Source organism: Thalassovita aquimarina, assembly GCF_018219815.1.
GTDB lineage: Bacteria > Pseudomonadota > Alphaproteobacteria > Rhodobacterales > Rhodobacteraceae > Thalassobius > Thalassobius aquimarinus.
On sequence record NZ_JADMKU010000002.1, the window covers coordinates 172,359 to 195,262 of the forward strand.

The 22,904-nt window shown below is 63.5% G+C and carries 23 protein-coding genes; 8 read left to right on the plus strand and 15 right to left on the minus strand.

Annotated elements, in window-relative coordinates; translation table 11 throughout:
- Window positions 1–157: 157 nt before the first annotated feature.
- Window positions 158–541 carry a histidine triad nucleotide-binding protein gene (locus IT775_RS03325; protein WP_212699658.1) on the minus strand — a complete coding sequence of 128 codons (384 nt, stop codon included), beginning with the start codon at window positions 539–541 and terminating at the stop codon, window positions 158–160.
- 8 nt (window positions 542–549) lie between these two features.
- Window positions 550–2,127 carry a DUF5928 domain-containing protein gene (locus IT775_RS03330; protein WP_212699659.1) on the minus strand — a complete coding sequence of 526 codons (1,578 nt, stop codon included), beginning with the start codon at window positions 2,125–2,127 and terminating at the stop codon, window positions 550–552.
- A gap of 142 nt (window positions 2,128–2,269) precedes the next feature.
- Here IT775_RS03330 and IT775_RS03335 point away from each other — a divergent pair, with 142 nt between their 5' ends.
- Window positions 2,270–3,088 carry a sulfotransferase family protein gene (locus tag IT775_RS03335; RefSeq protein WP_212699660.1) on the plus strand — a complete coding sequence of 273 codons (819 nt, stop codon included), beginning with the start codon at window positions 2,270–2,272 and terminating at the stop codon, window positions 3,086–3,088.
- A 284-nt stretch (window positions 3,089–3,372) separates the two neighbouring features.
- On the opposite strand, the gene IT775_RS03340 is transcribed toward IT775_RS03335, so the two are convergent.
- Genes IT775_RS03340 through IT775_RS03350 form a run of 3 tightly spaced genes read right to left on the minus strand, consistent with a single transcriptional unit; the run spans window position 3,373 to window position 5,194 of the window.
- Window positions 3,373–4,359: an adenosine kinase gene (locus IT775_RS03340; RefSeq protein ID WP_212699661.1), complete on the minus strand. Its 987-nt coding sequence runs from the start codon at window positions 4,357–4,359 to the stop codon at window positions 3,373–3,375.
- Window positions 4,356–5,000 (minus strand): endonuclease III, encoded by a 645-nt coding sequence (gene nth, locus IT775_RS03345; RefSeq protein WP_212699662.1) that lies wholly within the window; start codon window positions 4,998–5,000, stop codon window positions 4,356–4,358. The genes IT775_RS03340 and nth overlap by 4 nt, the downstream gene beginning before the upstream one ends.
- A gap of 53 nt (window positions 5,001–5,053) precedes the next feature.
- Window positions 5,054–5,194: a hypothetical protein gene (locus tag IT775_RS03350; RefSeq protein WP_212699663.1), complete on the minus strand. Its 141-nt coding sequence runs from the start codon at window positions 5,192–5,194 to the stop codon at window positions 5,054–5,056.
- Between the two features lie 146 nt (window positions 5,195–5,340).
- Between IT775_RS03350 and IT775_RS03355 the strand changes: the two genes are divergently transcribed.
- The 3 genes from IT775_RS03355 to IT775_RS03365 all read left to right on the plus strand — a co-directional run bounded on the left by IT775_RS03355 (window position 5,341) and on the right by IT775_RS03365 (window position 7,617).
- Window positions 5,341–6,198 carry a methylated-DNA--[protein]-cysteine S-methyltransferase gene (locus tag IT775_RS03355; RefSeq protein WP_212699664.1) on the plus strand — a complete coding sequence of 286 codons (858 nt, stop codon included), beginning with the start codon at window positions 5,341–5,343 and terminating at the stop codon, window positions 6,196–6,198.
- Window positions 6,199–6,324: 126 nt separating this feature from the next.
- Window positions 6,325–6,981 carry a YiaD family glycine zipper/OmpA-like lipoprotein gene (locus IT775_RS03360; RefSeq protein WP_212699665.1) on the plus strand — a complete coding sequence of 219 codons (657 nt, stop codon included), beginning with the start codon at window positions 6,325–6,327 and terminating at the stop codon, window positions 6,979–6,981.
- A 105-nt stretch (window positions 6,982–7,086) separates the two neighbouring features.
- Window positions 7,087–7,617, plus strand: a complete 531-nt coding sequence (locus tag IT775_RS03365) for an NADPH-dependent FMN reductase (RefSeq protein ID WP_212699666.1) — start codon at window positions 7,087–7,089, stop codon at window positions 7,615–7,617.
- Between the two features lies 1 nt (window position 7,618).
- On the opposite strand, the gene IT775_RS03370 is transcribed toward IT775_RS03365, so the two are convergent.
- Window positions 7,619–8,017, minus strand: a complete 399-nt coding sequence (locus tag IT775_RS03370; protein WP_212699667.1) for a VOC family protein — start codon at window positions 8,015–8,017, stop codon at window positions 7,619–7,621.
- Window positions 8,018–8,058: 41 nt separating this feature from the next.
- On the opposite strand from IT775_RS03370, the gene IT775_RS03375 reads away from it, so the two are divergent.
- Entirely contained in the window at window positions 8,059–8,865 is an 807-nt protein-coding gene (locus IT775_RS03375) for an HTD2 family dehydratase (protein ID WP_212699668.1), read from the plus strand.
- A gap of 28 nt (window positions 8,866–8,893) precedes the next feature.
- On the opposite strand, the gene IT775_RS03380 is transcribed toward IT775_RS03375, so the two are convergent.
- Entirely contained in the window at window positions 8,894–9,934 is a 1,041-nt protein-coding gene (locus IT775_RS03380; protein ID WP_212699669.1) for an NAD(P)/FAD-dependent oxidoreductase, read from the minus strand.
- A gap of 66 nt (window positions 9,935–10,000) precedes the next feature.
- Between IT775_RS03380 and mnmC2 the strand changes: the two genes are divergently transcribed.
- Window positions 10,001–10,678, plus strand: a complete 678-nt coding sequence (mnmC2, locus tag IT775_RS03385; protein WP_212699670.1) for a tRNA (5-methylaminomethyl-2-thiouridine)(34)-methyltransferase MnmC2 — start codon at window positions 10,001–10,003, stop codon at window positions 10,676–10,678.
- Window positions 10,675–11,541, plus strand: a complete 867-nt coding sequence (locus IT775_RS03390) for a DMT family transporter (RefSeq protein ID WP_212699671.1) — start codon at window positions 10,675–10,677, stop codon at window positions 11,539–11,541. Before mnmC2 ends, IT775_RS03390 begins: the two co-directional genes overlap by 4 nt.
- Here IT775_RS03390 and IT775_RS03395 read toward each other — a convergent pair.
- Window positions 11,515–13,476, minus strand: a complete 1,962-nt coding sequence (locus tag IT775_RS03395) for a lytic transglycosylase domain-containing protein (protein ID WP_212699672.1) — start codon at window positions 13,474–13,476, stop codon at window positions 11,515–11,517. The genes IT775_RS03390 and IT775_RS03395 overlap by 27 nt on opposite strands.
- A gap of 156 nt (window positions 13,477–13,632) precedes the next feature.
- On the opposite strand from IT775_RS03395, the gene dapA reads away from it, so the two are divergent.
- Window positions 13,633–14,505, plus strand: a complete 873-nt coding sequence (dapA, locus tag IT775_RS03400) for a 4-hydroxy-tetrahydrodipicolinate synthase (RefSeq protein WP_212699673.1) — start codon at window positions 13,633–13,635, stop codon at window positions 14,503–14,505.
- Window positions 14,506–14,577: 72 nt separating this feature from the next.
- Here the strand turns inward: dapA and IT775_RS03405 are convergent, their stop codons facing one another.
- From IT775_RS03405 to puuE, 7 genes are all read right to left on the minus strand, one after another.
- Window positions 14,578–16,356: a SulP family inorganic anion transporter gene (locus IT775_RS03405; RefSeq protein ID WP_212699674.1), complete on the minus strand. Its 1,779-nt coding sequence runs from the start codon at window positions 16,354–16,356 to the stop codon at window positions 14,578–14,580.
- 71 nt (window positions 16,357–16,427) lie between these two features.
- Window positions 16,428–18,101 (minus strand): bifunctional protein tyrosine phosphatase family protein/NAD(P)/FAD-dependent oxidoreductase, encoded by a 1,674-nt coding sequence (locus IT775_RS03410; protein ID WP_212699675.1) that lies wholly within the window; start codon window positions 18,099–18,101, stop codon window positions 16,428–16,430.
- A 22-nt stretch (window positions 18,102–18,123) separates the two neighbouring features.
- Window positions 18,124–18,336, minus strand: a complete 213-nt coding sequence (locus IT775_RS03415) for a YgaP family membrane protein (RefSeq protein ID WP_212699676.1) — start codon at window positions 18,334–18,336, stop codon at window positions 18,124–18,126.
- 323 nt (window positions 18,337–18,659) lie between these two features.
- On the minus strand, window positions 18,660–20,009 hold the full coding sequence (locus IT775_RS03420; protein ID WP_212699677.1) for a uracil-xanthine permease family protein: 1,350 nt from the start codon (window positions 20,007–20,009) through the stop codon (window positions 18,660–18,662).
- Between the two features lie 41 nt (window positions 20,010–20,050).
- Complete coding sequence (locus IT775_RS03425; protein ID WP_212699678.1) at window positions 20,051–20,539, minus strand: ureidoglycolate lyase; 489 nt, start codon at window positions 20,537–20,539, stop codon at window positions 20,051–20,053.
- A gap of 72 nt (window positions 20,540–20,611) precedes the next feature.
- Window positions 20,612–21,424 carry a bifunctional allantoicase/(S)-ureidoglycine aminohydrolase gene (locus tag IT775_RS03430; protein WP_212699679.1) on the minus strand — a complete coding sequence of 271 codons (813 nt, stop codon included), beginning with the start codon at window positions 21,422–21,424 and terminating at the stop codon, window positions 20,612–20,614.
- Entirely contained in the window at window positions 21,421–22,833 is a 1,413-nt protein-coding gene (puuE, locus tag IT775_RS03435; protein ID WP_212699680.1) for an allantoinase PuuE, read from the minus strand. The genes IT775_RS03430 and puuE overlap by 4 nt, the downstream gene beginning before the upstream one ends.
- Between the last annotated feature and the right edge of the window lie 71 nt (window positions 22,834–22,904).

Below are 22,904 nucleotides of genomic sequence, written 5' to 3' on the forward strand. Positions count from 1 at the left end.
GGGGCGCGGCCCAGACCGCGCCCTTCATACCTCACGAATTCGCCAGCGCCAATTTCGCCCAGGCCGCCTGCCGCGCAGGCGTATTTCAGCCAGGAAGAAACCCGTTCTTCTTTTCACAAATATCCCGGGGGTTTGGGGGCTGGCCCCCAATCCATCCTCATCCGGCCTTTTGCAACATCCGGCCCAGCCAGCGCCCGCCCAGCACGTGCACGTGCAGATGCGGCACTTCCTGCACGCCGTTCTCGCCGGAATTTGAAATCAACCGGAACCCGTCGCCGTTTTCGCCCGCCTGCACCCCGGCCAGCTTGCAGACCTCGCCTACGGTGCGGGTGAAATCGACGATTTCCGCATCGGAAGCTTCCAGCGCGAAATGGTCATAGCAAACGTAGGGTCCCTTCGGGATCACCAGAACATGCACCGGCGCCTGCGGCTGGATGTCATGAAAGGCCAGCGAATGCTCGGTTTCCAGCACCGTCTTGTTGGGGATTTCGCCGCGCAGGATCTTGGCAAAGATGTTCTGGTCGTCATAGGCGTAGGTCATCGGTCCTCTCAGTCTGCAAACAAGTAGTCGATGTCGACGATTTCTTGCGCCTTGTCTTCGGAAATGGCAAGGAACTGTGCCACCTCGCCGGCATTTTCTTCCATCCTGCCGGCTTCGCGGATGCGGTGATGGTTGGCGAAATTCGCGTCGCGGATGCGGTCGCTTTCGAAGGCCATGTCATGACGGATGGTGGGCAGCAGCCGCTCCAGCGTTTCCGGCGGCGTCTGTTCGCCGGCCAACCCGATCCGCATCGCGTGGCCTGTCAGGAACTCGTCGGTGAACTCCACGTCGATTTCAAGCAACCGGGTTGTCGAACGGTCGCCACAAAAATCCTGCAACAGGTCCAGCGCGCCGGGATCGAGGCAGATGATCAGCCGGTCTGTGGCGAAATAATCGAACAGCATTCGCATCAGCGCGCGGCGGTGACGGTGGCGTTTGGCAATGGTTTTCTGGATCCCGCCCAGATCGGGCAGCGGCGTCGATTCCTCGTTGAACAGGTATTCGATCGCCGGGATATTGGTCGCCTTGCGGATCTGTTCCAGCAGGCGCTTGGCCACGTGCCATTTCTTGCACACCACGATCAGCAATTCGCGCTCGCGCCCCAGCGAGCTTTCGGTTTCCCAGAACCGCATGCCGAAACGCCGCCCGATGCGGCCCCGGCCGGTGAGGAACTTGTACAGGCTGCGGCCTTCGTTGGAGATCTTGAACTCGACCCCTTCGGTGGCATAGAGCGCGCCCAGCCGCGCCTTCAGCTCGCGCGCCTCGGGGCTGATCTTGCGGGCGAACAGAAAATCCTGACTGACCAGCAGGTCATAGTGATCGTTGTAGAAGGTCACCGGCATGCCGTAATCGGAAAACATCAGGAAGGTCAGCGTGCGAGGATCGATTTCCTCTTCCGGCACCATGTGGCGCACCAGCGTCTGGAAAAAGGTTTCATCCGGAATCCAGGTGGTTCGGAAGAACCGCATCACGTCCTTGCGCTGCCTGGTGAAATCCATGATCCATTCGACGGTGCGGCGGCGCAGGCACCACCACTGGCTGCCGATCTGGACCTGCAGGTCATGCGGGATGTCCCGTTCCAGCCCCAACCTCTTCTGCAGGTTGAGCGCCCAGTAATAGCGCTTGGGCTGGGTCCGTTCGTTGAAGAAGTGGCGATAGATCAGCCGGCCTTCCTTCATCCCGGTCTTGATCCAGTCACTTTCGAAGAAATCGAAGCTCTCGATGAAATCGCGATCTCTGTCGTCCAGGAAAGCATGCGAATACTGGGCCGATTTGATCGCCATGCAATCGCCCGACAGCAGGTAGAAATGGGTCGCCCTCGGGAAGGCGTCGAGCGCCACTTCGATCGCGTTCAGCGTCGCCTGCACCAGGGACCATTCGCCCCAGCCGCACTTGATCCGCTTGCGGGCGAAGGTCACGTTGGGATTGTCCCGCAGTGCTTCGCTGATCTGGTTGAAATGTTCCGGATTGGCGCGGGCGTCGAAATGAATCGACATGTAATCGCCCGCCGCGGTGAGGCGTTCGGCTTGGGCGATGATGGCCTCCGGGTCCTTGTGGCACAGAAGGATGAACGCAATTCTTGCCATCTACGGAAACGATCGCCCCTGCTTTAAAAGATTGTTTACATAGATACGGCCGATCGAAGATTGAATAAACCGGGTTTCTTTGGTTTTTGTAAACAAAAGCAAAGTTCCCGGCCGCAGGGGACGCAACAGGAGGCATGGGTTCATGGGATTTCCCGGCACATGGATGACCGAAAGCGAAAGCGTCGTGTACCGCGTCGTTCCCAAATGCGCGTGTTCGACCATCGGTCAGATCATGTATTATTCGGACCACGGCAAATTCTTCGACGGCGACATCCATGACGCCAAGGAGGGCATGCACAAATGGGCCTTCGAGGACAGCCAGCCGCTGATCAGCCGCAACGTGCAGAACCACCGTTCCTATGCCTTCACCTGCGTGCGCAATCCCTATGGCCGCATCCTGTCGAGCTTCTTCGACAAGATCTGCGGCATCCAGCGCAACGGCCGTCGCTATCGCGGTAACCTGGTGCCGATGCTGATCCAGAAATACGGCATCGAGGTCGGCGGCGAGGACGGCAAGGAAGACTTCGACCAGATCAGGAGCTTCCGCCGCTTCCTGCTGTTCGCCCGCGACACCATCCGCTGGCGCAAGCCGATGGACCCGGACATCCACTGGTCGGCCATGTCCGGGCATATTTCGACCTTCATCGTCAACGGCGGCACCTACGACAAGATCTTCTTCACCGAGAAGTTCAACGAGGGCATGCAGGAGGTGCTGGACCATATCGAAACGCCCCATCCGGTCGACCTGGCCGCGATCCCGCGGTTCAACGAATCCGAAGGCCACGGCCCCAAGCGCGCCCATCCGATCGAAGACTATTTCGACGACCTGTCGATGCACCTGGTCTATGAAATCTACAAACGCGATTTCGAGCTGTTCAAATACGATTTCGAAAACCCGGGCAACAAGATGCCGATCGGAGAGATTGACCTCGACGAAGTGCATGCCAAGCTGGGCGACTGAGACAGGCCCTCTTGCGATGCCGCCGCCTGCGGCGGGCGGGGAAAGGGGCGCTGCCCCTCTTGGCCTTTGGCCAATTCACCCCGGGGTATTTCCGCCAAGAAAAAGCGGCAAGGCTTTCTTAACCAGAATCGGGCTTCCTTGTCGCTGCGGTACAGGCTGGGGAGCCGATGACCGCCCAAGGGAAAGCCGCCCCACCAGTTCAGTAAGCATCGGTGCTGCGCCGAACGGCTGAGCGGTGGGGCGGTTCGGCTGTTTTTTTACCGGTCTCAACAGTCCCCAAAGGGTCAGTCGATCAGGCCTTCCTTGCGGAACAGCTGTTTCAGGTTCGCTTCGGGACGGGCGCCGACATGGCTGATCACCTCGGCCGCGGCGACACAGCCCATGCGGCCCGCGACCTCGAGCGGCGCACCGGTGGCATAGCCATAAAGGAAACCGGCGGCGAACTGGTCACCGGCGCCGGTGGCGTCGACCGGAACGATTTCGGTCACCGGCACCACCGCTTCTTCGGCTCCGCGCACCAGCACGACGTCATGCCCGGAGCGGGTGCAGACCACCATGCCGGCATCGGCGGCGGCCTGTTCCAGCGCGGAGCTGAGGTCGGTCTGATAGAGCGATTCCCATTCGTGTTCGTTGCCGATCACGTAATCGAGTTCCTTCACGAGGCGGCGGAAATCGTCGCGGTGGCGGTCGACGCAGAACGGATCGGACAGCGCGATACCGGCCTTGCCGCCCGACGCGCGGCACAGTTTGGCGGCGCGCTCAAAAGCTTCCTTCCCCTTCGGCTTGTCATAGAGATAGCCTTCGAGGAACAGGATTTCCGCCGCGCCCGCCACGTCGTCGGACACGTCGTCCGGGCCCAGTTCCGAGGAGATCCCCAGATAGGTATTCATCGAGCGTTCGCCATCCGGCGACACGAAGATCATCGAGCGCGAGGTCGGCAATTCGCCCCCCGCCACCGGCTGGTTCACGAAATCGGTGCCGCCCTTGACCATTTCATCGGCATAGAACCGGCCCAGTGCATCGTCGTGCACCCGCCCGATGAAACCGGTGCCGAGCCCCAGATTGCCCAGACCCGCCAGCGTGTTGGCGACCGATCCGCCCGGCGCTTGGGTGCGATTGGTCATCGACCCGTAAAGCAGTTCGCCGCGTTCGCGTTCGACCAGCTGCATGATGCCCTTCTGGATGCCCATCAGGTCAAGGAAGCTGTCATCGCTTTGGCTGATGACATCAACGACGGCGTTGCCGATGCCGACAACCTGGTATTTTTTCATGGGGTTTTATCCTCGTATTGGCAAAGGTCGCGGATCAGGCAGGCATTGCATTTTGGCTTGCGCGCGACGCAGGTATAGCGGCCGTGCAGGATCATCCAGTGATGCGCGTGCAGTTGGAAATCGACCGGAATGTTGTCTTCGATGGCGCGTTCGACGGCGACGACATCCTTGCCCGGGCAGACGCCGGAGCGATTGCCGAAGCGGAAGATGTGGGTGTCCACCGCCTGCGCCGGATAACGCCACCACATGTTCAGCACCACGTTGGCGGTCTTGCGCCCGACGCCCGGCAGGCTTTGCAGCGCGGCGCGCGAACAGGGCACCTCGCCGTCATATTCGTCAACCAGGATACGCGCCATCTTCATGACGTTCTTGGCCTTGTTGCGGTAGAGCCCGATGGTCTTGATATGTTCGACCAGCCCCTCTTCGCCCAGGTCCAGCATCTTTTGCGGCGTGTCGGCGATCTTGAACAATTCGGCGGTGGCCTTGTTGACGCCCTTGTCGGTGGCCTGCGCCGACAGCGCCACCGCCACCAGCAGCGTGTAGGCGTTGACATGGTCCAGTTCGCCCTTCGGTTCCGGTTCGGAGTCCTGGAAGCGGGTGAAGATTTCGCGGATGGTGTGATAGTCGAGTTGCTTGGCCATGTCCGGTCGGGATTGTTTGCGTTCCCTTCCCCTAGCCGGGTCGCCCCGGCATTTCAATGGGACGCGGCAACGCGCAGCGCCTCCCATACCGCAGGTGTTTCATCGCTGCCCTGCACGAAACTGGCCCCGGTCAGGCCCTGATCGGGGAAAGAGGCAACGAGGTTTGCCGAAAACGCCCCCCCCACCACCAACATGACTGATAACAGGAACGCCGCTGTCGGTCTGGCCAATCATCAGGCCCGGCCCGTACCCGGTCCGTTGCCAGCGGACGAAAGCGCAAGTTTCGGGTCGCTGGCGGCTGTTTCGATGCGGTAAGCTGTGACCGAGGAAAGGACCCGTAATGCTGCACCAGCCCCCCGAAACCGGCTATCACTACCATGTCATGCGCCGCGCCATCGAGCTGATCGATGCCGCCGGGCCGGGGATGGGCCTGAACGATCTGGCGGCGCAGATGGGAATGAGCCCGGCGCATTTCCAGCGCTTGTTTTCGCAATGGGTCGGCGTGTCGCCGAAACGCTATCAGCAATATCTGACGCTCGATCACGCCAAGGCGCTGCTCAGGGACAACATGACGACGCTCGAGGTCAGCCATCGGGTCGGACTGTCCGGCAATGGCCGGCTGCACGATCTTTTCGTCCGGTGGGAAGCGATGAGCCCGGGTGAATATGCCCGCGCCGGCGAAGGCCTGGACATATTCTGGGGCTGGTTCGACAGCCCGTTCGACCTGGCGCTGGTAATGGGCACGTCAAAGGGGCTTTGCGGTCTCGGCTTTGCCGCCGAAACCGGTACCGAAGCTGCGCTGCAGGACATGGTCGGGCGCTGGCCCAAAGCCAATTACATCGAAGATCCGGTGGCGCTGAAACCGCTGGTCGACGCGGCCTTCACACAGAAGGGCGAAACCGCTCTGCACATGATCGGCGCGCCGTTCCAGATCAAGGTCTGGGAGGCGTTGCTTCACGTGCCCTCGGGCCATGTCACCACCTATTCCGAAATCGCCCAGTCGATCGACAAGCCCAAGGCGGTGCGCGCCGTGGGCACGGCGGTCGGGCGCAACCCGGTCAGTTGGCTGATCCCGTGCCACCGGGCGTTGCGCAAATCCGGCGCATTGGGGGGCTATCACTGGGGATTGCCGGTGAAACGCGCGCTTCTGGCCTATGAATCCGCCCGCGCCGAAGGCGATGCAGCCCGGCAGGGCTGACAAGCCCCCTGCTTCATACGCGGATTGCCGCCGATCTTCACGCAGAGATGTATTTCGTCGCTCAAACAAAGGTCTATATTGCGCGTGACCCGCGCTGGCGGAGACATTACGAGAGGCACGAAGACTATGACCCGAGCATCCAAATTTGCCCTGTTCCTGGCAGGCGCATCGCTGTTGACCACCACCGCTTGTACCGATCCCGCCATGATGAACGGCACCGATCCGTATCAACGCACCAAGGAAGGTGCCGCTCTCGGCACGGTCCTGGGCGCGATCACCGGCGCCGCGATCAGCAAGGACAAGGGCAAGGGCGCCGTCATCGGCGGCATTCTGGGCGGCGTGACCGGCGCAGCCATCGGCAGTGACCTCGACAAACAGGAAGCCGAACTGCGCGGCAGCCTCGACAACCGGGTTGCGATCACCAATACCGGTGACCGGCTGATCGTGTCGATGCCGCAGGACATCCTGTTCGAAATCGACAGCACCTATGTGCAGCCGGTCCTGCGGGACGACCTGCGCACCGTGGCCACGAGCCTGCGCCGCTACCCCAACAGCACCGTTCAGGTTCTGGGCCATACCGACAATACCGGGTCGGCCGAATACAACTTCGATCTCAGCCAGCGGCGCGCGGCCGCCGTATCCTCGATCCTGATCGGGGCGGGCGTGTCGGCCAACCGGATTCAGACGATCGGGCGCGGCGAAGACCAACCGGTCGCCACCAACCTGACCCCGGAAGGCCGGGCGCGGAACCGGCGCGTGGACATCGTGATCCTGCCCAACTGATCCGGGTCTCTGCGAAAATGCACAGGCGGCTTGCGACCGCCGCCTGTACTTGCGCGCCCCACGCCTTAGATTGCCGCGCGATGATTGATGCAAAAAGGGGCCGTCATGACAACGCTTCTGACGATTTCGGGCTCGCTGCGCGCGGGCAGTTTTAACCGCAAGCTTCTGAGCGAGGCCGTAAATCTGTTCGGCCCCGCCGACCGGATCGAAGCCGACCTCAACCTGCCGCTTTACGATGGCGATCTGGAAGACCGCGACGGATTGCCCGCACCGGTGATCCGGCTGGCCGATCAGATCGTGGCGGCCGATGCCGTGATCATCGCGTCGCCGGAGTACAACAAGGCGATCACCGGGGTTCTGAAAAACGCGCTCGACTGGATCAGCCGCGACAAGCGGAGCGTGCTGAAGGACAAACCGGTCGCGGTGATGTCGGCCAATGCCGGGAGGAGCGGCGGCGAGACCGGGCAGTACATGCTGCGGTCCTGCCTGGTGCCGCTGCGGGCGCGGGTTCTGGCCGGTCCCGGCGTCATGATCGCCAATGCCGCGAAGGAATTCGAAACCGGTACGCTGGAAAACGAACGCTACCTCAAGACGCTCGGCGAATTGATGGAGCGGCTGCGGGCTGAAATCTCCTGACTCAAACCGGGTTGGAAATCTCGATCAGGTTGCCGTCTGGATCGCGCAGATAGATCGACAGGATCGGCCCTTCCGCGCCGCTGCGCGGCACCGGGCCGTCTTCGACCGGCACGCCCTGTTCCGCCAAATGATCCATCCACACGGAAACCGGCACCTCGCTCAGAAAACACAGGTCCGCCGACCCCGGCGTCGCATGCCGCGCCTTGGGCAGGAATTCTGCGCCGGCCTGATGCAGGTTGATTTTCTGGGTCCCGAAATACAGCGCCCAGCGGCTGCTGTTATCGGCCGCCTCGAACCGTTCGGCCCGCATTCCCAGCACCTCGCTGTAGAAACTCACGGTCTCGGCAAGCTCGGCAACGGTCAGAACCAGGTGATCGAGCGCGACAAGTTCGGGTGTCATTTTCCATTGCTCCTTGAAGAACCCGCTCTTACCTTTCCGCCATGCCTGACATTCTGCAAGAAGAAACCCGCCAAAAAGACGTGATGGATCCGGCGCGCGGTGCCGCGCTTCAGACCACTCTGGGCCTGCCTGCCAATATCGTCGAAGGCAGCAAGCTGCCGCCGTTTTTCCACCAGATCTATTTCTGGCAGCCGGAACCGGCGCCGTGTCTGGGGCGCGACGGGCATCCGAAAACCGGTATCGGCCTGATCCCCGACCTGGGCCTGCCACGCCGGATGTGGGCCGGCGGGCGGCTGGAATTCCACGCACCGCTCTTGGCCGGGACCCTTGCGGAAAAACACACAACGGTGGCCGAGGTCAGCCACAAGGACGGCCGCAGCGGCCCCTTGGGTTTCGTCACCCTGAAGCACGACATCCACCAACAGGGCAGGCTTTGCCTCACCGAATATCAGGACTTGGTCTATCGCGAAGATCCCGCGCCGGATGCGCCGAAACCGCAAGCCCCCGCCGCTGCCACCGACGAAGACCACGCCGAAGAGGCCAGTTTCACCTCGACCCTACTGTTCCGCTATTCGGCGCTGACCTTCAATGGCCACCGGATTCACTACGATCTGGATTACGCCCGCGATGTCGAAGGCTACGGCGGGCTGGTCACCCACGGGCCGCTTCTGGCGCAGCTGTTGATGCTGATGGCTGAACGGCAGTTGGGAACGCTCAAACGCTTCAGCTTCCGCGCCACGTCACCGCTGATGCATTTTGAAACCGCCACGCTGTGCTGGAAATCGGACGGCCGGATGTGGGTGCGCGGCCCCGACGGCCGCCAATGCATGCAGGCCGAGGCCGCCTAGCCCGCCCGCGCCATTTCGGCGCAGCGGCCTACAAACTCGCTTCGGCCCGGAACCCGTCCGGGATCCGGTCGATCCCCTCAAGCAGCAGATCGGCCATCACCTGCCCCACTTTCGGCGCCATGCCGAAACCGATCTTGAAGCCGCCATTGGCGATATACTGGCCCGGTTTCGTCGGATGCGCACCCAGCACCGGGGCGCGGCTGCGCGTGCGCGGGCGGACACCGGCCCAACGCTCGATCACCTCGGCCCCGGCCAATGCGGGGACGGCGGCGAAGGCGCGTTCCAGCACCGCGTCCAGCTGGCCGTCCACCGATTTGGGATCGTCGTAATCGCGTTCGCTGGTCGACCCGATGGCGACGGTGCCATCGGCATGGGGCACCACGTGCACCGCGTCGGCAAAAAGCTGCGGGCAATCGCGTGGGTCGAACCCGATCCGCAACGACGCGCCCTGCCCCTTGATCCCGTTGCCGAAGGTCCGGGTGACCTCGCGGTTGATCTCCTCCAGCCCGGCTACTCCGGTGGCCCAGACCACACGACCCTGCGCCGGGCCTTCCGCCACGATCTCGCCGCCCCTGGCCTCGATCGCCGCAACCAGGGCGGCGCAGGCCATGCGCGGATGCATCCGTGCGCTCAGCGTGTCGCGGATCAGCCAGCCGGTCGGGCTCAGCGGCGCCCAGTCGCCGGCCTCCGCCGCCTCGATCACCTCCCAGACGGCCTTGCCCTGCCACAGCTCCGCCGCGCCCGTGCGGCGCGACCGCGCCAGTTCCAGCGCCTTGTCGTCGACCACCGGCTGCAACCGGCCCAGCCTTGCATAACCGGCGCGCTTACCGCCCGCCGCTTCGACCCCGCGCCAGAACCCTTCGGCCGCAATCAGGCTTTCGAACTGGAACTGCTTCTTGTCGTTCCAGTTTTCCGGCACATGCGGCGCCAGCGCACCGACCAGCCCGCCGCTGGCCCCGCCCCCCGGGCCGTACGGGTCGATCACCCGCACCGATGCCCCGCGCGACAGGCAGGACCAGGCGACGGAGAGGCCGAAAATCCCGGCCCCGTAAACGGTCACGTCAGCCATTGCCATTCCCCGCATTCCCTTTCATTGTCGCGCCATTCTCAACCGCAACCCTTAAGGGATCAGACGATGCAAGACCAGCGTGCCGAACTGGAATGGCGCGATGAAACGGTGCCGGTATCGACCCGTTTCGACGATCCCTATTTCTCGCTCGACAACGGGTTGGCGGAAACCTCTTACGTGTTCCTGGGAGGCAACGACCTGCCCGCGCGGTTCAGGCCCGGCTTCCACATCGCCGAACTGGGCTTCGGCACCGGGCTGAACCTGCTGGCGGCCTTGAGGCTGTGGCGTGAAACCGGGCAGCAGGGCGTGCTGCACTTCACCACGTTCGAGGCGTTCCCGATGTCCCCGGCGGAAATGATCCGCGCGCAGAAGGCGTTTCCCGAAATCGCCGGGGTCGCCGCCGACCTGGCGCCGCACTGGTCCGATGATCTGCACCGGATCGACCTGCCCGACCTGCGGTTCGAGATGATCCGCGGCGACGCGCGCGAGACCCTTCCGCAATGGGAAGGAAGCGCCGACGCCTGGTTCCTCGACGGGTTTTCCCCCGCCAAGAACCCCGAGCTTTGGGGGGCCAAGCTGATGGCGGAGGTCTGCCGCCACACCGCGCCCGGCGGCACGGCAGCGACCTACACGGCGGCGGGTTTCGTCCGCCGCGGGCTGCAGGACGCCGGGTTCGAGGTCGACCGCCGCCCCGGCTTCGGCCGCAAACGGCACATGACCGTTGCGCGAAAGGCCCCGGCATGAGTTCGACCAATACCCGGCTCGGCATCCTGCTGATGGTGGCCACCACCTTCGTTTTCGCCGTGCAGGACGGCATTTCCCGCCACCTGGCCGGGGAATACAACGTGTTCATGGTGACGATGATCCGCTACTGGTTCTTCGCCGCCTTCGTGATCGCAATCGCGGGCCGCAAGGCCGGTGGCGTGCGCGCCGCCGCTCGCACCACCCAGCCGCTGCTGCAAAGCTTCCGTGCTGTTCTGCTGATCGCCGAGATTTGCGTTCTGGTCTTTGCCTTCACCCGGCTGGGGCTGGTGGAAAGCCACGCAATCTTCGCCGGTTACCCGCTGCTGATCGCCGCCCTGTCCGGGCCGGTACTGGGCGAAACCGTCGGCTGGAAACGCTGGAGCGCGATCGCGGTCGGCTTCATCGGCATGCTGATCATCCTGCAACCGGGCGTCGGCGTGTTCAAACCGCTGGCGGTCCTGCCGGTGCTGTCGGCGCTGATGTTCGCGCTGTACGGATTGTTGACCCGCTATGTCGCCCGCAAAGACAGCGCCGCAACCTCGTTCTTCTGGACCGGCACGGTGGGATCGGTAGCGATGACCCTGATCGGCATGTGGTTCTGGGAACCGATGTCGGCGCCCGACTGGGGCTGGATGGCCTCGCTCTGCATCACCGGTGCATTGGGGCATTTCCTGCTGATCAAATGCTACGAGGTGGCCGAGGCCAGCTCGGTCCAGCCCTTCGCCTATCTGCAGCTGGTCTTCGCCTCGGCGATCGGCATCGCGGTATTCGGCGAAACCATCCGCCTAAACGTCGCCATCGGCGCGGGCATCATCGTGGCGGCGGGGCTGTTCACCCTATGGCGAGAGCGGCAGAACGCTTGACCCGGTCAGTTCCTTGCTGAATGGCTGCGGCAGCGGATCGCGGCCCAGCCGGGCGCGATAGACCGGCAACGATTCCGCCACCCGCATCACGTAGTTTCGGGTTTCGCGGAACGGGATGAATTCGATCCAGTCGATCACGTCCACCGCCCCGGCGCGCGGATCGCCGTAAAGGTCCATCCAGCGTTCCGGCCGCCCGGGCCCGGCATTGTAGCCAGCGGCAACCATCAGGATATTGCCGTCGAAGCGCTGCCCCAGCGACGCCAGATAGGCACTGCCGAGCCTGGCATTGTAGCGCCAGTCGCTCAGCACCTTGTCCGGATCGTGATCCAGCCCCAGATCGCGCGCCACCAGCTTGGCGGTGGCCGGCATCAGCTGCATCAGGCCCTGCGCACCCGCGCCGCTGACGACCCGGAAATTGAATTCGCTTTCGCGCCGGGCGATGGCCAGCGACAGTTCCATCGGCACGGGCAATGTCATGTCCCGCATCGGGTGCAGCGCATAGTACGGCTGAGCAATCACCAGACCGCGCCGCGCCGCCTGCTTGCCGACCATCACCGCCAGGTGCGGCTGCTGCATCTCGTCCAGCAGGTCGCCCAGTTGGCCCAGTTCGGTCGGCGACAGGGTTTCGGCCAAGTGCCGCAGGAAGCGCACCGACAGGTTCACCTCGCCCGCGCGCAGCAACAGCATCGCCGCCTCGAACACCGAAGAGTTGGCGAAACCGGCCTGCCGCCAATCGGGAAACGCATCGCCCCCGGCCAGCGTCGCATCGAAACCGATCCCGGCCTTTTCCGCCGCCAGAAGGCCATAGAAACTGCTCTGGTACTTCGCCCCTTCGGCATAGGCCGCCTGCGCCGCTTCGGCATCGCTCGCCGCTTCCTGCGCGCGGCCCAACCAGTATCCGGCCCGGCCCAGCGAAATCGGCGTGTCCACCGCCGCGCGGAAGCGCTGGAAATGATCGCGAGCCAGATCGGGATCGTTGAGGAACCGCAACGCGATGAAGCCCGACAGCCATTCAAGATCGGCGTAATCCGACCCCTCGACCAAGCCATGGGCCGAGGCGAGAGCATAGGCGGTTTGCATCTTCCCCGCCCGCATTTTTTCGCGCGCCAGGCTGCGCCGCCACCCGGCCCATTGATCCGGGGCGCCCAGCTTGGCTGCTGACGTGCTGCTTTCCAGCAGCAATTCGATCGCTTCGTCGGTGCGCCCTTTCTTCATCCGCCAGCGGAACCGTTCATAGGCAAGGCCCGGATCACCGGCCAATTCTTCTGGGATGGCGGCAATCAGCGCATCGACATTCTTGCGCTGCGCCCGCAGCCCCAGCCGCGCCGTCGCCAGCTTGCGCCAACCGTCCGGCACCAGCGGCAGCATGTCGGCCACGTTGCTGCTCCAGTCGCGCCACAGCACCATGTCCAGACGCGCTTCGTGATGCGGCGCCAGAAGCTTCGGATAAGCCGCCAGCAGCGCGGCATGTTCTTCCTTGGTCAGCGACAGGGTCCGCCATCCCAGAACCACCCCGGCCTCGGCTTCGCCCTGCCGACCGGCATCGCTCAGCGCCTTGGCATAGGCCAGCAATCCGGTGCCGGTCTGCGGCGCCGCGCCGTCGAAGAACGCGATCACCTCTGCAGGCTTGGCCTGCGCCATCACTTCTTCACTGCGTTTGCGCAGCAGTTTCAGCCCGGGCCAGTCGGCCCTGCGGTTCAGGAATCCCGTCACCTCCTCGGCTGTTCCCTGCCCCGCCCGCAACCGAATCCATTCGACGATATCGGCGGATACCTGCCCTCCCGCACGCGCCGCCAACTGCGCCGCGCGGTCCCAATCGCGGCCCTGCGCCGCATCAAGGGCACTGGCAAGGGGCTGAGGCCCCGGAGTTTGCTGTGCCTGCACCGGCAGAATCGTCGCACAAATGATCAGGAAGGGGGGAATAAGACGCAACATGGCTTGCTTTTACAAAGGAACAAGGGATAGACAACGCGAGCTTAATTCTGCGCGCCTTCCGGGGCAAATCACGAAGGCGAAATATTGCCCGCCGGGCGCAGTCAGCAGATCGAACTCACCGGGCCGCAATCGGCCATACGACAGAAGGAGCGTGTCATGTTCAAGGGATCTTTTCCTGCTTTGGTCACGCCGTTCAAGAACGGCGAGCTGGATCTGGAGACGCTCAAGAAACTGATCGAATGGCATATCGGCGAAGGCAGCGACGGTTTCGTGCCGGTCGGCACCACCGGCGAAAGCCCGACCCTGACCCACCGCGAACATGAAACCGTGGTCGAGGAAGTGGTCAAAGCGGTAGCGGGCCGGGTGCCGGTGATCGCGGGCGCGGGCAGCAACAACACCCTGGAAGGCATCCGGCTGATCCAGCACGCCGAAAAGGTCGGCGCCGATGCCGCCTTGGTGGTCACGCCCTATTACAACAAGCCGACCCAACGCGGGCTGATCGCGCATTTCACCGCGCTGCACGATTGCTGCGATCTGCCGATCATCATCTACAACATCCCGGGCCGGTCGGTCGTCGACATGATCCCGGAAACCATGGGTGAGCTGGCGCAGCTGCCCCGGATCGTCGGCGTCAAGGACGCCACTGGCGATCTTGCCCGGGTCAGCCAGCAGCGCGCCACCTGCGGCGCCGATTTCTGCCAGTTGTCGGGCGAAGACGCCACCGCGCTTGGTTTCAACGCGCATGGCGGGGTCGGCTGCATTTCCGTCACCGCCAACGTGGCGCCGCGGCTGTGCGCCGAATTCCAGGCGGCGACGCTGGCGGGCGATTACGCCAAGGCGCTGGACTACCAGGACCGGCTCATGCCGCTGCACGAAGCGATCTTCATCGAACCGGGGCTGGTCGGCGCGAAATACGCGATGGCCAAGCTGGACCTGTGCAGCGAAGAGGTCCGCCTGCCGTTGACCGGTCTGCAGGACAGCACCAAGGCAAAGATCGACGCAGCCATGGCGCATGCCGGACTGATCTGACAGTCCCTGAATATCAAATGCAAAAACGCCCGGCACAATACCGGGCGTTTTTTCGTTTGCTGATTGGCGACGTTATTCCGCGGCGCGTTTTTCTTCGTGTTCGATGTCGTCCGCCAGATCGGGACGGGTCAGCGCCACCAGCGCATCATATTGCGACAGGAACACCTCGCCGGTCATTTCCTCGAGGAAATGGCTGCGCTGCAGGCGGTCCATCACCGGGCCCTTGACCTCGGACAGATGCAGGCTGATGCCGGCATCGTGCAGGCGGTGATTGATCGCCTCGAGGCTTTCCAGCGCCGACATGTCGATTTCGTTCACCGCGGAACATTGCAGCACCACATGTTTGACCGGCTGATCCCCGGCAATGCGGTCATAGACGTAATCCTCGAGGAAGCGCGCATTGGCGAAGTAGAGGCTTTCGTCGACCCGCAGGGTCAGGACGCTGGGATGGGTCTGCACATCGTGACGCAGGATGTTGCGGAAATGCTGGGTACCGGGGACCAGCCCCACCTCGGCCACATGCGGGCGCGAGGTCTTGTACAGGAACAACAGCACCGACAGCGCCACGCCGGTCGACACGCCGATTTCCACCCCGAAGCCCAGGGTCAGGAAGATGGTCGCGGCGACGGCGGCGAAATCGACCTTTGAGTATTTCCAGGTCCGGCTGAGGATCGAGAAATCGACCAGGCTCAGCACGGCCACGATGATGGTCGCGGCCAGCGTCGCCTTGGGCAGGAAGAACAAGAGCGGCGTCAGCAGCAGCGCGGCGAACAGGATGCCAACGGCGGTGAAGGCGCCCGCGGCGGGCGTTTCCGCGCCGGCGTCGAAATTCACCACCGAGCGGGCGAAGCCGCCGGTCACCGGATAGCCGCCGGAAATCGCCGAAGCGATGTTCGACGCGCCAAGGCCCACAAGTTCCTGATCCGGGGTGATACGCTGGCGTTTCTTGGCGGCCAAGGTCTGCGCGACCGACACCGATTCAACGAAACCGATGATCGAAATCAGCAGCGCCGACACGAACAGCGACGACCAGATTTCTCCGTTGAAGGACGGCATGGTCAGCGGCGGCAGGCCCATCGGGACGTCGCCGACGATCTTCACGCCCTTGTCGGCCAGGCCGAAAACCCACGTCACCAGCGTTGTCACCACAACCGCGCCGACGGGGCCGGCCTTGGCCAGGATGTCGGCCAGGCGCGGTTTCAGCCCAAGGCCCAGCAGCAGCGGTTTCAGCCCCTTGCGCACCCAGAACAGGAACCCGGTCGTCGTCAGGCCGATGAACAGGGTGATCGGGTTGGTCAGGTGCTGATTTTCGAACAGCGACGTCACCAGTTCGATCAGGTTGTGCCCATGCGCGTCGATGCCGAAGATGTGCTTCAGCTGCGACGTCGCGATCAACACGCCGGACGCGGTGATGAACCCTGCGATCACCGGGTGGGACAGGAAATTGGCGAGGAAGCCGAGCCGGAAGATCCCCAGCACCAAAAGGATCATGCCGGAAATGAAGGCCAGCGTGATCGCCGCGGCGGCATATTCCGCCGTGCCCTGCAGCGCGAGGTTGCCGACCGCTGCCGCCGTCATCAGCGACACCACCGCCACCGGCCCGACCGCCAACGCGCGGGAGGTGCCGAAAATCGCATAGGCGACCAGCGGCAGGATCGAGGCGTAAAGCCCCATCTCCGCCGGCAGCCCGGCCAGCAACGCATAGGCCAGAGATTGCGGGATCAGCATGATCGTCACGATGACGGCCGCGACCAGGTCGCTGGTCAGGGTGTCCTTGTCATAGGTTTTCGACCATTCCAGGATCGGCAGGTGCCGTTCCAGCGAAGCGCGAGAGAGAGAAGGCAATCGCATGAGGGTATCCTTGGGGCAAAAGAGGAACTGGCGGGAAGTTCCCGCCAGCGCTTACGTCATGGTGAGGCCGGTCAGCTGGCCGATACCTTTTCCGGTTTGATCATCCATTCCTTGCCGCGCAGCATGGCCTTCCAGTAGACCGGCGGCAGGATCTGTTCCTTCAGGATCCACGCCGCGCGGGTCGGCTTGGTCCCATCCAGAACGAATTTCGGGAAGGACGGCAGCAGCGTGCCGCCATAGCCGAACTCGGCCAGGACGATCTTGCCCTTCTCCACCGTCAGCGGGCAGGACCCGTAACCGTTGTAGATCGCGGTCGGCGATTTGCCGTTGACGTCATCGACAAGGTTTTCGGCCACAACCGGCGCCTGCATCCGCGCCGCGGCGGCGGTTTTGGCGTTCGGCGCGTTCATCACGTCGCCAAGCGACCAGATATTGTCATATTCCTTGTGGCGCAGCGTCGCCTGATCCACGTCGACCCAGCCGGCGGCATCGGCCAGCGGCGACACCCGGATGAAATCCGGCGCGGTCTGCGGCGGGCAGACATGCATCATGTCGAACTCGACCTCGACGCGCTCGACCGGCGTGTCGGGCTTGGCGACGTCGAACCAGGCCTTCTTGGCCGCGCCGTCCACCGCCACGAGGTTGTGGAAGAAGTTCAGGTTGGCATTGTAACGCTCGATGTATTTTTCCAGCGCCGGGACGTAGTCCTTCACGCCGAACAGCACACCGCCGGCATTCATGAAGTTCACCTCGATGTCTTTCAGCACACCGGTGCGCAGCCAGTGGTCGCTGGACAGGTACATCGCCTTCTGCGGCGCGCCGGCGCATTTGATCGGCATCGGCGGCTGGGTGAACAGCGCCCGGCCCGATTTCAGTCCCTTGACCAGGTCCCAGGTATAGGGCGCCAGGTCGTAGCGGTAATTCGATGTCACGCCGTTCTTGCCCAGCGTATCGACCAGACCGTCAACCTTGTGCCAGTCGAGCTTCAGACCCGGGCACACCACAAGGCGGTCGTATTTCACCACCCGGCAGCCATCGAGGATGACGGCGTTATCCTTGGGTTCGAAAGCCGCGACAGCGGACTTGATCCAGTGCACGCCCTTGGGGATCAGGCTGCCCATGGTCTTGGCCGTGGTCTGCGCATCGAAGATGCCGGCGCCGACCATGGTCCAACCGGGCTGGTAATAATGAATGTCGGCAGGATCGAGGATGGCGATGTCCAGATCCGGCTTGCGGGCGTGGATGCTCGACGCCACCGCGATCCCGGCGGCACCGCCACCGACGATCACCACGTCGAACTTGGCGTCGCCGGTATCGGTCGGTGTCTTGCCGCCATTGACGATGCGGCGCACGACGCCGGCCATGTCGTATCCCGCCGCCTTGGTCGCGGCGAGGATTTCGGAGGCCGATTTGTCCTTGGCCACCGACAGCGACCACAGCGTGGTCGAGCGAGTGCCGGTGCGGCAATAGGCCAGCGTCGGCCCCGGAAGTTCGATCAGAGCCTTGCCGAAATCGTCGGCATCCTCGTCGCGCACCTTGCCCGCAACGATCGGCAGGTAACGAATCTGCAGCCCGGCCTTTTCCGCCGCCGCTTCGATCTCCTCGAAGGTCGGCTGGTCCGCCGCCTCGCCGTCGGGGCGATTGCAGATAATGGAGCGGAAACCCTGCGCGGCAAGCTTGGCCACATCATCGGGCTGGATCTGGGGGGCGACGGAAAGTTCGTCTGAAATCTTCTTGGGGTCCATGATCTGGAATCCTTTCACGGGGTCACACGCGGCATGTATTGATGCCAAGCAGACGGTAAAGTGGGCAGAACCTGAGTACGGAACTGAACGCCAGCAAGGCCCCCACCACCATGACCGCAATCCGGGTCGCGCCGATGTCCCAAACCGCGAAATCGGTCAGGTAGGGCGACAGGAACAACCCGACGCCCAGGACGAGGCGGATCAGACGGTCCAGGTTTCCGACATTGCAGGTCATGCAGTCTCCTTCAATGCGTAACATATAAGGTATTATGAATATATTTTTCAACCTGAATCCGAGACAGCGGCTCAAAATCGTTGATTTTGAAATTTATTCAATGAGTTACGGCACAAGATGGGGTTTCGTACTGGGTCGCCCTTTCTTGCCCACTTGGCCGGGCACCCGACGGACCGGTACCGGCTTGCCCTCTTCCTGACCTCGATTCCGACCGGCGTTCCACGGGCGCCGCAACGGGGCTTGCACGCATATCCGCCACGAAGGCGCGCGAGTGAAAAACCCCCGCCGGATAGGCGGGGGTTTCGATGTCGGTCAGGATGCGATCAGTCCAGATCCTCGGGCAGGACCAGGTTCAGGACGATCGACAGCCCCGCCGCGGGCAGCAGCCCGCTGGTCAGCAATATCTGCTTCGTGCGGGGCAAATGCTGCAACGCATCCGGAACCAGTTGCAGCCCCAGACCAAGCGACAGCGACACCGCGAAGATCACCATGTTGCGGCGGTTCCAGTTGACCTCAGACAGCATGTTCACGCCCGCCGCAGTCACCATGCCGAACATGACGATCACGCCGCCGCCCAGAACATTGATCGGAACCGTCGACACGATGGCGCCGAATTTCGGGATCAGCCCACAGACGATCAGGAACAGCGCGCCGATGGTGACGACGTGGCGGCTCATCACGCCAGTGATCGAAATCAGGCCGACATTCTGGCTGAACGAGGTGTTGGGTAGGCCGCCGAAAATCCCGGCGATCGCGGTGCCCAGACCGTCGGCAAAGGTCGCGCCGGAAATTTCGGTATCGGTGGCTTCGCGGTCGGCGCCGCCCTTGCAGATGCCGCTGACATCGCCCACGGTTTCGATCGCCGAGATCACCGCCATGAAGCACATGCCGATGATGATGGCGCTGTTGAATTCAACACCCCATTTGAACGGCATCGGCGGGGCGAACATGGCGGCACGGCCGACATTGCCGAAATTCACCTGCCCCATCAGCAACGCCACGACATAGCCGGCGATCAGCCCGATCAGAACCGCCGCGACCGAACTCAGCCCCTTGGTGAAGAATTTGAAGCCCAGCGTGACCAGGATCACCACCAGCGCCGGCGTCCACATCGCCAGCGATCCGAATTCCGGCTTGCCGATCAGCGGCACGCCACCGGCGGCATACTGGATGCCCACCTTGACCAGCGACAACCCGATCATCAGCACGATCAGACCGGTCACCAGCGGCGGCAGCGCGAAGCGGAGCTTGCCGATCACCGTGCCGAGCAGAAAATGGAAGACACCGCCGATGACGACCCCCGTCATCAGCCCGGCCAGACCGGCGGTACCCTGCCCGGCCACCGCCGGGATCATCACCGGCAGAAAGGCAAAGCTGGTGCCCTGCACGATCGGCAACCGCGCACCCACCGGGCCGATGCCGATGGTCTGGAACAGCGTCGCGATGCCGGCGAACAGCATCGACATCTGGATCATGTAGATCATGTTGGGGAAATCCGGGCTGTTCGATCCGAATCCGAACCCGGCCGCCCCCGCGACGATGATCGCCGGGGTGACATTGCTGGCGAACATCGCCAGCACATGCTGAATCCCCAGCGGCACCGCCTTGGCAAGGGGCGGTGTGTAATTCGGGTCCGTCATCTGGACCGGCGTGCCTAGTGTCGTGTCTGTCATCCCTCGTTCTCCTGTTGGATGCGGCCCCTCTTCCCGGGGGCTCAGCGTTTGATTTGATACGGTGATCGGAACTGGTACTCCTGCAAATTCTTGGTGTCGCCGATGCGATCGACAACGGCGAACAGCCCGGGCGCATGCAGCGGGGTCAGCACCCCGTGCCAGGTGCCCCGGTGAAAGTTGATGGCCTGCCCCGGTGCGGCGATGAAAGCGCGGATACGGGCGGGCGCGCCCCGGTCGTCTTCGGCCACGACAACCAGCCATTCATGCTGCGACATCGGGATGAAGGCCTGGCTGCCCTCGGGGTGTCGTTCGACCAGGTCGAGCGTGTATGGCAGGCTGCGCTGTTCGGCCTTGAAGATCGAAATGCCGGCCCGTCCGCCGGGGCCGAAATCCAGCTGCGCCCGGTCGTGAAAGCGCCCGCAGAAGCCCTGGTTGATGATCTTGTCCGGTGCGCCCTCGGCCTCCAGCACATCGCCGAAGGGGGCGAAGGCGGCGGCGGTCAGCGGTTCGGTTTTGATCACGTTGGTCATCTGTGGTTCCTGTCGGACCGGCGGGGGCTACCTGCCCCCGCACCCCCGGGGATATTTGTGAAAAGAAGAAGCTCAGAGGGCGAGCTTCGGGTGTCGGTTGACGTCCTTGTAGAGCAGGTAACGGAAGGGTTCGTTGCCGGTGGCGATGCAGGCCTGCGGGCAGAAGGCGCGCAGCCACATGAAATCGCCGGGGCCGACCTCGACCCAATCCTTGTTGAGCAGGTAGCGCGCGGTGCCTTGCAGCACGTAAAGCCCGTGTTCCATCACGTGGGTTTCGGCAAACGGAATGCGGCCGCCGGGTTGGAAGGTGACGATGTTGACATGCATGTCGTGGCGCAGGTCATCCGGATCGGCAAACCGGGTGGTGGCCCATTTGTCGGTATTGGGCATCGGGGTTGGCGCGACGTCATGGTCCGAGGTCAGGATCGGACCGGGGCGATTGAGGCCCGGCACGTCCTCGTAGCGTTTGCGGATCCAGTGGAACTGCGCCACGTCATCACCCGCGTTCCACAGCGCCCATTTGGCACCGGCGGGGATATAGGCGTAGCTGCCCGCGACCAGGCCGTGATCGGCGCCGTCCAGCGTGAGGCGCAGGCGCCCGCGCGCGACGAATATCCCGGCCTGCGCCTGCGGATCGGGATCGGGCGCATCGCTGCCGCCGCCGGGGGCCAGTTCGACCGCGTATTGCGCGAAGGTTTCGGCGAAACCGCTGAGCGGCCGGGCGATGATCCAGGCGCGGGTGCCCTGCCAGCCGGGCAGCAAGCTGGCCACGATGTCGCGCATGGTGAGGGCGGGGATGAAGGCATAGGCGTCGGTGAAGATCGCCCGGCCTTCGGGATTGCCGCTTTGGTCCGGCAATCCGCCGGGGGGAAAGGCGTAAGTCACAACATGTCCTCCAGTCTGAGCCGTGCGATGCGTTCGACCTGCTTGCAGGCCTGCGCGAATTCGACCTCGGTCGGGTTGTCCAGCCGCCGCTCGAACGCCGCCAAGATGCCCGGTTTGTCGTGATCGCGCACCGCGATGATGAAGGGGAAACCGTGTTTCGCAACATAGGCGGTGTTCAATTCGGTAAACCGTGCGCGCTCCGCATCGGTCAGCGCGTCGAGCCCAGCGCTGGCCTGTTCTGAGGTGCTTTCGGCGGTGAGCCGCTTGGCGGCCGCGAGCTTGCCCGCTAGGTCTGGATGCGCCGTCAGCACGCCCAGACGTTCATCATGGGAGGCCGAGCGGAACATGCGGCAAAGCGCGTTATGCAGCCCGGCGGCACTGTCATGGGCCGGGCCCAGTTCCAGCCCATGGGCGCGTTCAGCGATCCACGGCGAATGTTCGAACACGCCGCCATAAAGGGCGACGAAGCGGTCCTTGTCCATCTGGCTGGGCCGCTCGAAGCGCTGATGCGGGTGGGTCGTCGCCCAGTGTTCGGCGATGTCGATCCGGCGCGGGGTCCAGACGCCGTCGAAGCCCTGGATATAGTCGAGGAAGCGTTTCAACCCGGCCAGCTTGCCGGGGCGTCCGATCAGCCGGCAATGCAGACCGATGCTCATCATCGCCGGTTTCCCCGCCTGCCCTTCGGCATAAAGCGTGTCGAAACTGTCCTTCAGATAGGTGAAGAACTGTTCGCCGGTGATGTAGCCCGGCGCGGTGGCGAACCGCATGTCGTTGGCTTCCAGCGTGTAGGGGATGATCAGCTGATCGCGGTCGCCGAATTCCATCCAGTGCGGCAGGTCGTCGTCATAGGTGTCGCTGATGTAATCGAAGCCGCCCGCCTCGACGACCAGGCGCACGGTGTTGACCGAACAGCGCCCGGTGTACCAGCCGCGTGGGCGTTCGCCCGTCACCTCGGTATGCAGGCGGACCGCCTCGGCGATGGCGGCGCGCTCTTCCGCCTCGGGCATGTCCTTGTGTTCGACCCATTTCAGCCCGTGCGAGGCGATTTCCCAGCCCGCCGCCTGCATCGCCTCGACCTGTTCGGGGCTGCGCGCCAGCGCCGTCGCCACGCCATAGATCGTCACCGGGATACCCGCGCCGGTGAACAGCCGGTGCAGCCGCCAGAACCCGGCCCGCGCGCCGTAATCGTAGATCGATTCCATGTTCCAGTGCCGCTGCCCCGGCCAGGGCGCGGCGCCGGCGATATCGGACAGGAAGGCTTCGGACTGGCCATCGCCATGCAGCAGGCAGTTTTCGCCGCCTTCCTCAAAGTTCAGCACGAACTGCACGGCGATCCGGGCGCCGCCGGGCCATTTTGCATCGGGACGGTCGGCCCCGTATCCGGTCATATTACGTGGGTAACGCTTCATTTCTGTACTTTCCGTGATCTTCCCTGTTCTACGCCACCGGAGGCGCTTGCCTCTTTCAAAATTATTTTGAA